General features: G+C 28.7%; 13 protein-coding genes and 1 CRISPR repeat array (1 of these 14 running past the window's edge). Of the genes, 1 reads left to right on the forward strand and 12 read right to left on the reverse strand.

What is annotated here, in order from left to right; genetic code table 11:
• Positions 1-8: 8 nt before the first annotated feature.
• The 10 genes from AC4PG3_RS08470 to AC4PG3_RS08515 form a co-directional block, all read right to left on the reverse strand.
• On the reverse strand, positions 9-1,241 hold the full coding sequence (locus AC4PG3_RS08470) for a beta/alpha barrel domain-containing protein (RefSeq protein ID WP_492196226.1): 1,233 nt from the start codon (positions 1,239-1,241) through the stop codon (positions 9-11).
• Positions 1,242-1,256: 15 nt separating this feature from the next.
• The gene (locus AC4PG3_RS08475; RefSeq protein ID WP_492196227.1) at positions 1,257-2,222 is read right to left on the reverse strand and encodes a dihydrodipicolinate synthase family protein; all 966 of its coding nucleotides are present in this window, start codon (positions 2,220-2,222) and stop codon (positions 1,257-1,259) included.
• Positions 2,223-2,290: 68 nt separating this feature from the next.
• Positions 2,291-3,595, reverse strand: coding sequence for a hypothetical protein (locus tag AC4PG3_RS08480; protein ID WP_492196228.1), 1,305 nt, complete (start codon positions 3,593-3,595; stop codon positions 2,291-2,293).
• 26 nt (positions 3,596-3,621) lie between these two features.
• Complete coding sequence (gene menC, locus AC4PG3_RS08485) at positions 3,622-4,803, reverse strand: o-succinylbenzoate synthase (protein WP_492196229.1); 1,182 nt, start codon at positions 4,801-4,803, stop codon at positions 3,622-3,624.
• A 333-nt stretch (positions 4,804-5,136) separates the two neighbouring features.
• Positions 5,137-6,309 carry an amidohydrolase gene (locus AC4PG3_RS08490; RefSeq protein ID WP_492196230.1) on the reverse strand — a complete coding sequence of 391 codons (1,173 nt, stop codon included), beginning with the start codon at positions 6,307-6,309 and terminating at the stop codon, positions 5,137-5,139.
• Positions 6,287-7,480 (reverse strand): amidohydrolase, encoded by a 1,194-nt coding sequence (locus tag AC4PG3_RS08495; protein WP_492196231.1) that lies wholly within the window; start codon positions 7,478-7,480, stop codon positions 6,287-6,289. Before AC4PG3_RS08495 ends, AC4PG3_RS08490 begins: the two co-directional genes overlap by 23 nt.
• 156 nt (positions 7,481-7,636) lie before the next feature.
• Positions 7,637-9,154 (reverse strand): AbgT family transporter, encoded by a 1,518-nt coding sequence (locus tag AC4PG3_RS08500; RefSeq protein WP_492198218.1) that lies wholly within the window; start codon positions 9,152-9,154, stop codon positions 7,637-7,639.
• A 6-nt stretch (positions 9,155-9,160) separates the two neighbouring features.
• On the reverse strand, positions 9,161-10,105 hold the full coding sequence (locus tag AC4PG3_RS08505) for an IS3 family transposase (protein WP_492198188.1): 945 nt from the start codon (positions 10,103-10,105) through the stop codon (positions 9,161-9,163).
• Positions 10,018-10,554: a helix-turn-helix domain-containing protein gene (locus tag AC4PG3_RS08510; RefSeq protein ID WP_492196023.1), complete on the reverse strand. Its 537-nt coding sequence runs from the start codon at positions 10,552-10,554 to the stop codon at positions 10,018-10,020. The genes AC4PG3_RS08505 and AC4PG3_RS08510 overlap by 88 nt, the downstream gene beginning before the upstream one ends.
• Positions 10,555-11,040: 486 nt before the next feature.
• A complete protein-coding gene (locus tag AC4PG3_RS08515) occupies positions 11,041-11,562 on the reverse strand; it encodes a cyclase family protein (protein ID WP_492196232.1) in 522 nt (173 codons plus the stop codon).
• Positions 11,563-11,817: 255 nt separating this feature from the next.
• Between AC4PG3_RS08515 and AC4PG3_RS08520 the strand changes: the two genes are divergently transcribed.
• Entirely contained in the window at positions 11,818-12,825 is a 1,008-nt protein-coding gene (locus AC4PG3_RS08520) for a CAP and S-layer homology domain-containing protein (RefSeq protein WP_492196233.1), read from the forward strand.
• A 338-nt stretch (positions 12,826-13,163) separates the two neighbouring features.
• Here the strand turns inward: AC4PG3_RS08520 and abc-f are convergent, their stop codons facing one another.
• Positions 13,164-14,807: a ribosomal protection-like ABC-F family protein gene (gene abc-f / locus AC4PG3_RS08525; protein WP_492196234.1), complete on the reverse strand. Its 1,644-nt coding sequence runs from the start codon at positions 14,805-14,807 to the stop codon at positions 13,164-13,166.
• 810 nt (positions 14,808-15,617) lie between these two features.
• On the reverse strand, positions 15,618-15,965 hold the full coding sequence (locus AC4PG3_RS08530) for a hypothetical protein (protein WP_492196235.1): 348 nt from the start codon (positions 15,963-15,965) through the stop codon (positions 15,618-15,620).
• 53 nt (positions 15,966-16,018) lie between these two features.
• A CRISPR array of direct repeats spans positions 16,019-16,808; the repeat unit is 30 nt; unit sequence ATTTATATAGTACTTTACTTAGATTAAAAC (it continues 299 nt past the right edge of the window).

The following is a 16,808-nucleotide window of genomic DNA, read 5'->3' on the forward strand; positions in this document are numbered from 1 at the left end:
AACCCTCCTTATTTTGTTGTGGTATATAGTTTTTTTATATCTAAAAATCTTAAAACTTCATCTTGAGAAAGATTGAATTTCGATTTTAAGTCTAACATAACTGGTACTAAACCATCTTTAGGATTAAACATTAACTCATGAAGAGCTCTTCTAGTCTTGCTCCCATCTTTTAGATTATAATTATCATTTGGTAGTTGGAAATAGGTGTGCATTTGACCTGATGTTGCACCTCTTAGGGCGTACTCTATCATCATTCTGCCTGAATTCACATTTCCAGTTGCACTTATGGATATATCTTTTCCATTGTTCTTGCGGAATTTGTCAAGCACCCTTAAATTTCTATCGCTCAAATCATAACCACCATAAGCTATTCCTTTTTTCCCTTCAAACTCTTTATCTCTATCAAATAATCTATTAAATGCTGCTGTAGTATTTACAAGAGTCTTTAGATTATTTAACTCTTCTAACATTTGAATTTGGAACTCATCCCCCAATGGAGGGTTGAATAATTTCATTCCAAATATAAAGTTATTTGTCTTAACATACTTATTTACTAATCTAGGAACCTGTCTTACCCATCTCAAAACTTGTTCTTTAGAATTATCCATACTAGATAGAGTAGCACTAAAATCTTGTTCTATAATAAAAGGCAATTTAGTATCTGAGTTTTCCCATACTTCTTCAATCTTTCTAGTAGTGTATTCATATTCACCTTCTTTAAATTCCTCATGAATTTCTGGTAAGTGATATTGAACTGATGGAATTACTGGTATATTGTATTGTTCCGATACTTTGTAGGATCCTTCTACTAGTTTTAAATAATCTTCAAAAGACTTATCCCATCCTCTGCCTTTCCATGTGACTGTATATCCAACTTCACCTTGTTTGCTTGTAATTTTTTCTACTACCATCCTGGGTGCAGAAACTTTCCACTCTTGCATCTCTGATTCATTTAAATCATCTTGAGATATTACAGTTTTTAAAACTACAAATCCTAAACCATCCCTAGCATCTGTTTGGACTTGTTTTAATGTGGATGATAATTGACCTGATGCCTTTCCAAATGGATTCCTAATCTCTAAATCTCCATATTTCCCAGTGACATCTAGCTTATATTTTTCTAGTATATATCTTTCCAAATTATCTATTTCATAAATAGCATTTTCATAATCATTAATTATCATCTTCTTTAATTTATCATCAATATTTAATTCTTCATTTAATTTATATATAGGATTCATAATATACTCCTCTCTTTACATATCTCCTAACTTAGATATAAATTTGTCAATTCTAACTCTTTCACTCTCCTCTACTCCTGGTCCATATGGATCGTTTACTGCTTCTTCTGCTATAATACCTTTTTTAGCTAATATATATAGCACTCTTTCGATATACCCTTCCATAGGAGCATAAAAAGTATGTTCAGCTAAATTATCTACTAGTTCTGATTTCTCAATAAAGGTCTTATAGTCTTCTTCAAAATATGCATTTACCATATCTTTTTGTAATTTTGTATAAACGCTACTTAAACCTATTAATGCACCTTTGGCTCCACGCATCATAGTATATCCAAACATTCTATCTTCCCCAGTTATAAGGGCCACATCTAAGTTTTCTTCTTTAATCATATTGCTTACATCTTGATATGTCATAACTGAATCTAATGTAGCCATTTTTATAGCTATTACATTTTCTATTTTAAATAATTCTCTAAGTAGATCTAATGAATAATTTACTCCACCTGCTGCATCATATAAGAAAAATGCTACCATTGGTAATCCAACCTCTGCAATTTCTTTATGATATTTTAAAATCATTTCATCTTGATCTTCTCTACCTCTAAATAATGTTGGAGCATATGGCATAATTAAATCCGCTCCTAAATCCTTAGCTTCTTTAGCCATATCTACAGCCTCTTTGATATAATCTTCATCACTTATACAATCTTTTACATTAGCTCCTACACCACATAGTATTATTTTCTCAGGATCTAATCCATTTCTCCATTCATTGAAAACTACTGCCCTTTGTTCCTTGGATAGATTTAAACCTCTCCCAGTGTGTGCCCATATTGCTACTGCATTTACAGGCTGTTTATTCATCCATTTAACATAATTTCTTTGAGATTCTAAATGAATCTCACCATTCTCTAAAACTGGAACTGGAACTGCCGGTAGTATATCCCCAACTATTCTTGCTTGTATTTCTTTAAAATTCATAATTAATCCTCCTTTAATGGCTTATCTTTATTCCTATGTCTTTAATAGGTCTTTAAATAATTAAAATTTTAATCCCATTTAATTCTATACAATTTTTTAGGTCTTCCTCTACCACCAGCTTGTTCTAACCCTACTTCTGTAGCTAATCCACCATCAACTAATTTCTTCATAATTCTATTTGCTGATCTAAGGGTTATATCTAGTCCATTTTGTATGTCTCCTGCTGAGATAGAGTCTGTTTGTAATTTTTTAATAAGACTTTTTATCATAGTAATATTTGAAATACTTACTCCTGTTTTATCTGCCCAATAGAGTAATTCTTTATTTTCAGTCTTTAGTTTATACTCTAATTTATTAGCTGATCCGATTGGTCCTACAACTTCTTTTTCTTGATTTATTAAAAAACTAGCTGATTCTTTATGCTTTTTAGATAATTCTAATGCTTTTCTAGCATTATCTTCCGCCTCTAAAGCATTTGTTCCCATTCCAATACCTATATTTATCTCCATGGAAAACTTAGATTTAATTTCATTTACAATAGGAATATTCTCATAGGAATTTGTATACTCTTGAAAAATTCCTTTTGTTATAAGTAGTATAAACTCTTCACTCCCTGCTGAAGAAAATACTGATGCTTGATACATTCTACTATAATCCAATAATTCCTGATGTAATTGTAATCTTTTGCTTTGTTTCTCTATCTTTGAAAGTTTTTCTCCATTTAATGTGTATTCTGCTATATCTATTATCATTATTAAAATTTGATTTCTTTTAGCAATTTGTGTATTACTTGCCATAGAAATTATTTTAAATATATTCCTCATAGTGTATTTGGTTGGCTCTATTTTAAATGCTGGAACTCCTAATTTTACTAATTCCATATATACGGAATTTATTGAAGTTATAGCACCTTTTGTCCTACCAGAGTTGTATAAATCATAATGAAAGTTTATATAGTCTTCTTTTTTATAATTAGATAAATGAGCCTCGTTTATAAATAAATTCTTACTATATATTTTCAAATCATCATAAACCTCACGTACTTCTCTCTCTTCTAAAGTATCTATACTTATTTTCGATATATCTATATCATAATTATTTTTCATCTTTAATAAAATTCTATATAAAGCTGATCCCAATATTGGATAATAGAAAATATCTTTATTCGTTAATTGCTTATGTTTAACATGATAGTAAGGCAAGAAACCTGTAAATAAAAATGCATCTACCTCTGACTGTATCTGACTTATATTTTCTTCTGTATTACTTTCACTTGCATAAGGCATGGCAATCATTTCAATTTGTTTATACTTTTTTCCTACTTGAATACTTTTGTTAACTAAGTCTTCTGGTCCTATAATTCCTAATTTCATATGTGCCTCCAATAAATAATTAATGATTAATATGACTTGCTATCATAAACTATTGTACCATATTTATCATAGTTTTCTTTATTGATTTCCCCAACACCTATTTCTTCTTTGTAATAGATTTTGCCTTCCTTATCCATTATCATTTCTTTTATATCTTTTCCTTTACCATACCACCTTTCACTTGGCTCTATACAAGCTGGATATTTAAATCCTTTAAATGTAGATAAAGCTAATATAGCAACTCCACCAACACCACTTTCTGGCATTGTCCCACCCCATACTTCTATATTATTTTGAGAGGCTATTGCATATATTTTAAGTGCTTCAAGTAATCCTCCAACTCTTTGTACCTTAATATTCCAAATCTTAGGTCCATCTATTTCTATAATTTGTTTTGCTATTTTATATGATTTTAAGGATTCATCAAAACATATTCGTGTTTTAATATTTTTAGCTAATTTTGTATGATCTAATATGTCATTACTGTCTAATGGTTGTTCAATAAAGGTACATCCAAATTTATCCATAGCTTTGAATAAATCTAAATCCTTATCAAAATCATATGCAGCATTTGCATCGGGCCATAAAATAAAGTCATCACCTATTTCTTCTCTAGTAACTTCTAAGGCCTTTAAATCCCAACCTGGTTTAATCTTTATTTTAACCCTTTTATAACCTTCTTCTACATATCCTTTAACCATTTCTTTTAGTGTTTCATAACTATTATCTTCTGGTATCCCTACTGAAACCCCCGAATATATATAGTCATTGTTTTTTAAGTACTCATCTGTTGTTCCTAATTCCTTTAATTTATAAAGTATTAAATCCTTCATACTTATATTATTTTTCTTTGCAACTAAATCCCAATAAGCAGTTTCTATACCTGCTTTAGCAAAATTATTGCCTCTTATGTTTTCATTTAATAGGAAATTTATCTGTTCAATTGAATCTATCTCCCTTCCTATAACTTTGGGAATTAAGTCTTCTATTAATATGGATTTTGCTGTAGATATGGTTTCTGATGAATAAAATGGTGACTCAAATGGTGCCGATTCTCCATATGCAACTATATCTCCTGAATGTATCTCTATAATTAATGATTTTCTTGTATAACTAATACCTCCACTTATTTGAAAAGGTACAGCATAGGGAATATCAATCTCTATTATCTTGATACTATCTATTTGAAAATTCTCTCTAACTTCCATATTTCCACCTCCTAATATTCTTATTTAAAGTCAATGTCTTTAAATAGTCTTTATTTAAATATATCATATAACTAAAATTTTACATTGTCAACTCTTTTTCAAATTTATTTTTATAAATAAAAAACTATATTTCACAGGGATAGATAGTTTCAGCATACTAGAAAAGCGAAAAAAGATTTCAAAAAAATAGGATGTATGGCTCCTCTAAAATATCAGAACCATACATCCTATCTACAATATACCAAATAAAAAGATTCATTAAAAAATCCTTTTATGATTTTTCTACATTTCTACTACCCTTTATCTCACCAGTCATGATGGTTAATAAGCTATTTACCTAACTGAATCTCCTAAAACAACTTTACCATCAATAATAACTATATTTGGTGATGAATAATAGTCTAAAGGTTCTCCATCCCAAATTAAGATATCTGCGTCTTTACCTACCTCAATACTACCTACCTGTTTGTCCAGTCCTACTGATTTTGCAGCATTTATGGTCATACCTCTTAAGGCCTTCTCTCTAGATAGACCTTTTCGAAGCATCATAATTGGTTGAATCATTGTCAAATCAATATTTATATCTGGATGTCCTGAAGATATACTAAATTCTATATTGTTTTCTTCTAATACTTTTCCAATTACTACATCTTGGTTTCTAACTTCATGTGTTCTCTTACCACCATAGGATGGCCCAACAACTAAATTCACATTATGTTGTTTTAAATCTTCTGTGATTAAATATGCTTCAGAACATTTATCTACAGTATAATTAAGATTAAATTCTTCTGCAATTCTAACAGCAGTCATAATGTCATAAGTCTGTTGAGCATGAAATTTTACAAGCATTCCGTCAAAAACTCTGCTCAAAGAACTTAATTTCATATCAAATTTTGGTGGAGTCTTGCTTTCACCAGTTTTATATTTTTGAACACTACTATGATATTCCTTTGCCTTATATAGGGCTTCTCTTATCATTGCAGCATTTGCTAGTCTTGTTTTAGGCGCCTTCCCTTTTCCACCATAAAATCCTTTTGGAACATTTCCCAGAGAAAATTTAAAAGCAATCTCATCGATTATACTCATCTTTTCAACAGTATTTCCATAGGTTTTAATAGCTGCAAAAGTACCGCCAATAAGATTCATATTTCCAGGTCCAGTTACTGCTGTTGTTACACCTGCATTTAAAGCCATTTGGAATCCTTCATCTTCAGGATTAATTGCATCTATACCTCTTAATTGTGGTGTTATTGGATCAGTAGTTTCATTTGAATCTGCACCTTCTACTCTATATACTTGTTCTCGAATACCTAATTCACAATGAGGCTCTACGATACCAGGTGTCACAATTTTATTCATTGCATCTATTACTTCAACTGCTTTATCTTTAGGAACTTCAATATTATCATCAACTTTTACAATTTTACCATCTTCAATCAAAATATCTTTCTTTTCTCCATAAATCAAATTCATATCATATAGATTAGTATTTTTTATAATCAACACCTGAAACTTCCTCCTCTCTTGTATATGCAATTTCTCCATTAACAATTACCATATTAGTTTCGCTCATTGTCTCTAATGGTCCAACTTCCCAAATAACAATATCCGCATCTTTTCCAACTTCAATACTTCCAACCCATTTATCAATATCTATATTTTTAGCTGCATTTATTGTTACAGCTTTTAAAGCCATTTTTCTTGAAACACCATTTTTAACATATAATGCTAATTGCATCAATAGTCCTTCAATAGGAATAACTGGATGATCTGTGGTAATAGAGAACTCAACACCACGTTCCTCAAGTAACTTACCTAACTCAAAACCTTTATTTTTTAATTCAAACTTACTTTTCCCACCTGCTGTAGGCCCGATAATGCAATCTACCTTATGATTAACTAATTCATCTACTATATTTGCTCCACCAGTACAGTGGTCAATTGTATAATTTAACCCAAATTCCTCACAAATTCTAATTCCAGTCATAATATCATCTGCTTGATGGGCATGAATTTTAACACGTAAACCATCAAAAACTCTCATTAAAGAATGTAAGTGTAGATCAAATTTATATGAGTCTTTTTCTTTATTTTTATAAGCAATATAATCCTCATGATATTCTTTAGCCTTAAAGAAATATTCCCTCATTAATGCAGCACTCATCATCCTAGTTTTAGGTGCTAAACCTTTGCCACCGTAAAATGTTTTTGGATTTTCTCCTAATGCCATCTTCATTGCAACTTCTGGTACAATCACATTTTTATCCAAACTTTTACCAGCTGTTTTCATTGCTGTAAATGTACCGCCCATGACATTAGCACTTCCAGGTCCACATGCAACCGTTGTGACTCCATGCTTCAATGCCACATCATATGCTGGATCTAGTGGATCAATTGCATCAATAGCTCTCAAACCTGGTAGTACAGGATTAGTAGTTTCATTTCCATCAATTCCTTCCGGAACTGCCGTTTCATATATTCCCATATGACAGTGACTCTCTATCAATCCTGGAGTAACTAATTTTCCATCTACATCTATTACAGTAACATCTGTATCCCCATTTACTTCAATAGAGCTACTTATCTCTTTAATTGTTTTTCCTTCTATCAATATATCATATTTTTCTTCATAGATATCTGACATATTAATTAAATTACAGTTTTTTAGTAATAACATGATTTCACCTCTCTGATATTTAATGCTAAGCTCTTACTCTTTCTAAGATATAATTTACTAAAATGTATCTTGTTTTTTAAAAAGATTAATTTCTAGTCAAAAGACTAGAAATTAATCCTAATTAAAATAATATATTTTACATTTTCAAATTAAAATTTATAGGAAAATAGTAGCCCCAGGTCCTAATGGCCAGTCAAGTAATACCCAAGCAATAAGCATAATTGACATTGCAACTAATATACCTATGGCATAAGGTAATGTCAATGAGATTACTGTACCTATACCAATATTTCCATCTTCTTCTCTCTTATATTGTTCCATTATACCAATGACAACAGCTAGAGAAGATGAGACAGGTGATATAATATTTGTAGATGAATCACCTATTCTATAAGCTACTTGTGCTATTGCCGGCGATAATCCTAAGAATGATAACATAGGAATAAAGATTGGTGCTAATATTAACCACTTTGATGAACCACTAGTCATAAATAAATTAGTAAGAGTTACAATAAGTATAAATGATAATAATAATGGTATAGTACCCATATTAATCTTTTCAAGTAACTGTGAACCATTTACAGCAATTATAGTAGTTAAATTACTTCTTGAGAATTGATTTATAAACTGAGCCGAAGGTAATGTAACTACTAAAAATGTTAAAGCCCCTCCTAGTGACTTTTTCATGATTCTACTTAAATCCTTTTCTGATTTAATATCCCCCACTGTTTTTCCATAGGCAATACCTACACTTAAAAACATGAAAAATAAAAGTGGTACAATCCCTGAAATTAAAGGTGATTTTGGTAGTATATCTCCATTTTCTGCCCTTAATAAACCAGTCTTAGGAATAGATCCTGCTAAAATTATTGCAACAAAAATAACAAATGTGATTCCTGCATTTCTAATTCCTCTTTGTTCTGCTTCAGTTAATTTTTGTTGCTCTAGATTAGTATCATCTGATAAGCTTGTCCTATAATCAATTCTAGGTATTGTATATTTTTCTGTAATTAATGTAACAACTAAAGTAACTACAAATGTAGCTGCAGCCATAAAAAAGTAGTTCATTAAAGGATGTATTGTAACATCTAGTCCTAAACCTGCTGAAGCTGAATCACTAATACCTGATAATAAAGCATCTGTACCAGCTACAAATAGATTTGCAGTAAATCCACCTGAACCTGCTGCAAAACCTATAACAATACCAATAAAGGGATTCCTTCCCAGTGCTTTAAATAATGCAGCACCTATTGATGCTGTAAATATCATACCTGCATCTGATGCAATATTTGCATTTACTCCGACAAAAGATAATAATAAAGTAACAAGTATGGATGGTGCTCCTAATAAAGTTTTTCTCATAATTGCATTAATAAATCCAGTGTGCTCCACAAATCCTATACCCATCATCATAACAAGAACTAATCCTAAAGGTGGAAAACTCACAAATGTTTTTACAAAATTTGATAAAGTATATTGTAGTTCTGCTTTACTTAGTAAGTTTACTACACCAACAGTTACTTCTTCCAAGCCACTACCATCTCTAGCAGCTGCCATATATGTTACAGAAACTCCTGCTTTTGATAATACAAAAGATAACACCATTACAAGAACAGTTAAATAAACAAACAACATAAATTGATGTGAACCCTTTAATCCGGACTTTCGGATAATATTTAATTATGCGGCTTGTTGCCTATACTCAATAGGTGACAGGCCGTTTAATTTCTTCTTTATTCTTTTGTTATTATACCAGTTAATATATTCTGTAATCTTTTTCTCTAACTTCTTAATGGATGTAAATTTTTCTCCATAGTACATTTCTTGTTTCAATATCCCAAAGAAATTTTCCATTGGAGAGTTATCTATACAATTTCCTCTTCTAGACATACTTTGTTCAATATTTCTCTTTTTTAATCTTTTCACCCATTGAGCATGCTGATAATGAAAGCCTTGGTCAGAGTGAATTGTTAATTGATGCTTCTTAGGAAGCTTTTTAAGAGCATTATCTAAGGCATCCGTTGTAAATTTTACTGTAGGAGCTGTAGATAGATTAAATGAAATTATTTCGTTGTTAAAAAGATCCATAATAGGTGATAGATACAGTTTTTGATTACTGCCTTGGATTTTGAATTCAGTTACATCTGTAACCCATACTTTATTAGGAACTGTTACTTGGAATTGCCTATTTAATTTATTCTCTGCTATCTTTCCAACTTCACCTTTAAAAGAACTATAACCTCTAGATCTTCTGGAAAATTTTATGCACTTCATATCATTCTCTTTCATGATTCTATATACTCTTTTATGGTTTATCTTTAAGTCCTTTTGTTTTAGAGCAATGGTAATTCTTCTGTATCCATAAGTTTCATTTGATTCTTCAAATATATTTCTAATAATATTTATCAATTTTAACTCTTCTTTGTTAACTGTTTCTAGTTTTTCTACCCATTCATAGAATGAACTTTTGGGCAAGTTAGCTATCTTAAGCCAGATTCTCAATTTGATTGAAGGGAATTTCTGCCTTAATTCCATTATTACTTTCGTTTTTTCCTTGTTTTTTGCTCTCTTTTTTGGACTAAGGCTTTTAGCTTTTTTTCGTATGCTAAGCTCGCTCTCAGAAATTCATTTTCTTCTCTTAATTTAATTAATTCTTCTTTATCGCTTTTGGTGAGATTTAAAGCATCTTTTTTCTTCTTGTTTTCAGACATAGTACTAGGCCTCCCAATCGACTTATTAAGCCCTTCGAAGCCTTCATCTAAGTATTGCCTTTGCCAATTAGCAATCGTACCCTGATTGCTAATACCAAAGTGATTAGCAGCTTCTCTGTAAGAGCAATTATGGTATTGCCTATATTGTAATACACGTAGCTTAAATTCTCCAGAGTAAAAAGTTTTTGTAGATTTTATTTTTAGTCCTTCTTCTCCGTAGCTTTCATAATTTTTAACCCAATCCCTAACTCGACTAAAATTTGTTATAGCGTATTTTTTTGCTATAGATTCATAACCACCTGTTTCTCCACTTAAATAATCTTTCACTACTTCTAACTTAAACTTAAATGAATATTTAGACATGATAAAACCCCCTAAATCCGTGTCCGGATTTGGGGGGTAACATCAAAATGGACTTGGTAATTTGTTTCCTACTTTTTCAATACCATTAATAAACTTGTCAAACCCAGATTTCTTAGCTTTCTTATCCATAATGATTTAATTCTCCCTTCTAATTTAAACTTATTTCTATACTTTAATTACTATATTATACATATCCCCCCTTTAAATTATATTTTGAAAATTAAAATATAGTAATTTAATATAACAAATTGAGTATAAACCCAATATTGTACTATTTAATAAATTTATTGATAAAACTTCTATTTTATACCGAGAAAACGATTTCATATTATTAATCTCTCTTTGAATATTTAGTAAATTGGTATCAAATAAAAAATCTGAAAAAAATTAATAATTAAATTATTATCACACCACCTTAATATAACACATATGTGTAAATATGACAACAAGATTTATTAATCGACACCATTCTTTCTACTACATATACTAATCTTCAATAATTGCAATGGCTCTAACCGGAGAACCATCACCAGACTTAATCTTCAATGGTAATCCATAAAACATAAATGTCTTCCCTCTTGGTATTAATTCTAAATTAACTAATCCTGTATAAGTAATAATTTCTTTACCTAATAAAGACCTTTCTAAATCTTCTGTTATGTTTCCACCTACGAACCCTGGATTCAAATCAACTATTCTGTTTAACTCTCCTATCCCTATTTCTTCTGTAAAAAATAATCCTGTTTCTCTTGGCCATTCTTGAGATAGTTCAACGACTTGTGCCTTGCCAAAAAACCTTTCAATAGGTATCTCATCTAATGTTTCTTTACCTTCATGCATATGAGAATATGCATCAACATGAGTTCCCGTATGTGAACCCATACTCAAATGTGTCAACTTCCATGTATCACTTTCGTATGTATGTACTACACTTATCTCTACTTCTGGATCTCCTGGAAAAACATCCATGCCTGTATATAATGGCATGGATAAATCAATAGCTTTCATATTCAACCTCCTAATTTTTTTCCTTCACTAAATAATATTATATACTATAAATTCCAACCATAGCAAAAATCATACTTATGTTTAAGTTTTACATTCTATCTTAGGTCTATGAGTATGGTCAAGTTCTGTTCCAATTAATATAGGATCTCTCATTCTTTTTTTGAAGTCTTCTACCTATATTTTTATTTTTATGGAATAAAATGTTATATAGTGATATCATATAAAGTGAAATGAAGCAAATTGTAGGAGGATTAAATGAAAAGAAAAACTAGTTTGTTTTTATTTGTCTTATCTTTAGTAATATTAGGTAATTCAGTCTATGCCCAGGGAAATAATTTATTTACAGATACAAATTCTCAAGATTGGTTCATGGATGATTTATCTGTACTTGTAAAATTAAAAGGTATATCTGGATATCCTGATGGAAGTTTCAGACCTAATAATCATATTAAAAAATCTGAATTTATTAAGACTTTAGTTTCCTCTATTGGATATCCTAATCTAGCTAAAACTGAAAAGCACTGGGCTAGTGGATATATAGATAAAGCTTTAAATTTAAAAATAATCAATGAAGAAAATATAATTGATTTAGATAAACCAATTACAAGATATGAAATGGCTACTATTATATCTAATACTTTAGACTACAAAAAGGAACCTATCCCAAAGGATATTTACAAGTATGAGTCTATGATAAAAGATATTCATGAAATAGATGAGGAGTCTTTATATAATAGTGTTTTAACAACTTATGTAAAGGGAATAATTTCTGGATACCCTGACGGGAACTTTTCAGGAAATAGAAGTCTATCCAGAGCAGAGGCTTCAAGTGTAATCCTTCGTCTAATAAATAAAAATTCACGAATAAAACAAAGTCTAGAAGTAAATATTGACTTTGCTTTACAAGTATTAAATCTGATAAACGCTGAAAGACAAAAGGTAAATGTGCACAATCTTGTATTTTGCGAAGATTTAAATTCTATAGCTAATTTAAAGTCAAAAGATATGTATAACAGCAATTATTTTAGTCATAAATCTCCTAATTATGGTAGCTTTTTTGATATGCTAAAGGATAGAAATATAGACTATAGAATAGCTGGAGAAAATATTGCTGTTGGACAGAAAACACCAGAAAAAGTAGTAAAGGCTTGGATGAACTCCCCTAGACACAGAGAAAATATATTAAATCCAGATTTTAATAAAACAGGAATTGGTATTTATTCTGGAGACAAAATATACTGGACTCAAACTTTCACAAATTAAAAATATAGTAAAATTGTAACCTAGTATAAATAGCAACCTCCAAATTGGAAGTTGCTATTTATACTAGGTTTGTGTATTATTTAATTTTATTTTTAGTAATTTTTTTATGAGCAATATATGCATTTATAAATGACATTATGATTGCTATGATTGACAATATAGACTGAGCATAATGAACCTTTCCCTCAGAAAGATTAATAACAAATCCTAATATAAAACATACCCCAGCAAAATACCAAGTATTTCTTTGAAATCTCAATTTTTTTATAAAAATCACCCTCTTTACATAATAATTTGATACACAAAATCTAACTGCTATATAATTTTATTTATATATCTTATTTTAAGCTTCTTAATTCTTGTAATTTTTCTTTATATTTTTTATCTAATTCTTTTTTATCGCTTTCATTTTCTTCCGTTGAAATTTTACTTAATAATAATGAGATTTGGGTTTCTAATATCATCTTTTTTTCTTCTATTTCTTTTTCTTTTATATTTAGTTTTGGTTTGTTTTTATTCCTTAAATATTCTATATAGTTTCCTTTGAAGTTTCTTATCTTATTATTTTCTATTATTAGTAATTCCTCAGCTATATTTTCTATAAACCTTCTATCATGAGATACTAAAAGAATAGTTCCATCATAATTTATAAGAAGATTTTCTATAACTTCTAAGCTATTTATATCTAAATAATTTGTTGGTTCATCTAAGATTAAAAAATTAATATCTTCTAAAATCATCTTAGCAAAAGAAACCTTTACTCTTTCTCCGCCACTAAGAACTTCTAACTTTTCATAAATCTTATCACCTTTTATTAGTAACCTAGCTAAAATAAGTCTTGCAAAACCTTCATCATGGATACTTTTTTCCATTGCATTTTCTAGTATAGTTTTCCTTTCGTCTAATATGTCCATGGATTGGCTAAAGTAGCCTATTCTAACATTTTTACTTGTATTTATACTTTCTCTATTTAATATCATATTGATAAGTGTAGTTTTTCCACTACCATTTGCCCCTATTAAAGCTATCTTCTTCCCATTATAAATACTGAAATTTGCATGTTTAAATATTATATGTTCTCCATAAGATTTATTAATATCTCTTCCCGATACTAGTATTTTACTATGTGGCTTAGTGGAATCTAATATTTTTATCTTTATTATATCTTGTTCTATAGGTTTTTCTTTCTCTTCTAAATGATTTATTCTAGTTTCTATAGATTTAGCAAAATTATCTAAATTTTTCTTAGAATTTTGCCCACCCATTTTATGAAGTCTAGCCTCTGAGTTTCCCATTCTACTAGGTGTAGTATTTATTGTTGAGGATTTGTTTTCTATATTTCTTTTTAAATTAGTAAGCCTCTTCTTTTCTTTAATGAATTCTTCATATTCAAATCCTTTCCTACTTATCTCTTTTTCCTTTAGCTCTATATACTTACTATAATTACCATTATAAAGTTTACCCTTTCCATTTTCAATTTCTAATATTTTATTACATACTGTATCTAAAAAATTCCTATCATGGGATACTACCAAAAATGTATCACTATATTCCCTAAAGTTATTTGTTATTAATTCTATTCCATTAATATCTAAATTGCTTGTAGGTTCATCTACAAGCATTAAACAACCTTGATTTTCAAAGCCTTCTGCCAGTTTAAATCTAGTTTTTTCTCCACCACTCATATTAACATCCCACTTGTTTTCAACTTGAAATATTGAGGCATATTTCCCACTAATTGTTTTTTTACTTGGTTCTTCTAATTGTGAGATGTATTTAATAGTAGTATCTTTATTTATAAATAGATCACCACTATCATAATCTATATCTCTATTAACAATCTTTAATAATGTGGTTTTCCCTACCCCATTTACTCCTACTATCCCTATTTTATCACCTTTATAAACCTTTAATTGTTCCATATCTAAAACTAGTCTAGATCCATAATATTTTTTTATATTTTTCATATTAATTTTAAGCATAAAAAATCCTCCTTTTAAAAAAGAGAGGATAGCATATCTATAGATAAACTATAAATTTGTACATAAAAGCACTATTTAAACAAACTATCCACTCATAATAAAAATAGACACAAATATATTAGGTTAAATGTTATTTTCTAATATATTTTGTTTTCTTTATAATAATGGATTATTTGATCATTTTTATTAATAGTTCACCCTTTCGATTATATTTATTAGTTCTTAATCATAAAAAATTAGCTTTAATTATTCTAAATTTCAGCTTATTTTACTATATAAATTATATCAAATAATTCATATAAAATCTAATATTTTTTCTTAATAGATAGTTTAAAGTTACTTTGGAAGTATCATATCACTCATTAGAACTATCTTTATCTTTTTTTTAATATTTTTCAATTTTATATCCTAATATTGATATTATTATATATAATGGTGAAAATAAAAATACTGCAATTTCAAAAGGATAATTCTTGTAAAAAAACAAATAAGCAAAAAGTAGTGAATTTTAAAAAAGCTACTATTAACCTTGTTTTAAAAGACATATGTCTATATTCAAACATATAAATCCCCTATCATATTTAATATTAAATTTATAGTCTAATTATATATTTTTATATTTATTTTTCTATAACCTCAACTAATTTATAATTTGAAATTCCTATATTCTATTGATGCTGGTCCTCTGTCAAGAAAAAGGATAAATATTAGTAATATATCAAAGTTAGTGATAAAGAGTAAAATTGTGCTTTTATAAATATGTTTAATTTTTCATCCTTGTCTCAGATATAGTATTTTTAAATATATATATTATTTATTATCTGATTTAATTTGATATAGTAAATATAATGTATATATTAATATTCCAATGAAGGATATTATAAATTTGTGTTTTATTTGAATCGATTCACTTATAATTAATCCTAAGTATATATTGAAAGTTATAACAATTAATAAACTATGAGTTATTGTTAAATAAGGCTTTTTATATACATCTTTAAAGTAGGGTATCAAAGCGAATTTCTTTATTAATAACAATAAAAAAGGTAAAAAGCTTATTTTTATATTTCCATATATTAAGATATATATTAATGTTGTAGCAAATAATATTGTAACAATATAATCAAGTATGAGATATATTAACCTTTTATTATTCATTTGATAACCCCTCGATTAATTATATTTAATAATTATCTTCCACTACTAACTTCCATTATATAGTACTTTACTTAGATTAAAACACCAATTAAAAAAGCCTTTCAGAATATCAGCGTCATATTTATATAGTACTTTACTTAGATTAAAACTAACCTGTATTGACACTTAGTACAACATTTTCTACATATTTATATAGTACTTTACTTAGATTAAAACTAGTATCAGTAGTAGTATTTGCTATATTAGCAATAAAATTTATATAGTACTTTACTTAGATTAAAACGTTTTCAGGTGGAGTTGCACTTACCACAACCTGAATATTTATATAGTACTTTACTTAGATTAAAACGCTGCAAGAGCTGCAAATGTAAAGACAGATGTAGAAATTTATATAGTACTTTACTTAGATTAAAACGAGCATATAACAAGTGAACCAAAATTAGCAGATCGTATTTATATAGTACTTTACTTAGATTAAAACGCATCATTTTCTGTATTATGAACTACTATTCCCTCATTTATATAGTACTTTACTTAGATTAAAACCATCATACTAATACCCCCTTTCCTATATCTGTTTCTGATTTATATAGTACTTTACTTAGATTAAAACTTTGTGAACCTTGCTCAAACTTATAAGTGGGTCCTTATTTATATAGTACTTTACTTAGATTAAAACCTCAAAGAAGTAAAAGCAGCAGCTCAAAGAGTACAAATTTATATAGTACTTTACTTAGATTAAAACGATTTAATATAGCAGGTATAACTTTTTCTTCAATCGCATTTATATAGTACTTTACTTAGATTAAAACCTAAGTTTGAATTTAGAGAATGTAATTGCTC

This window comes from Tissierella sp. QWL-11 (assembly GCF_058683765.1).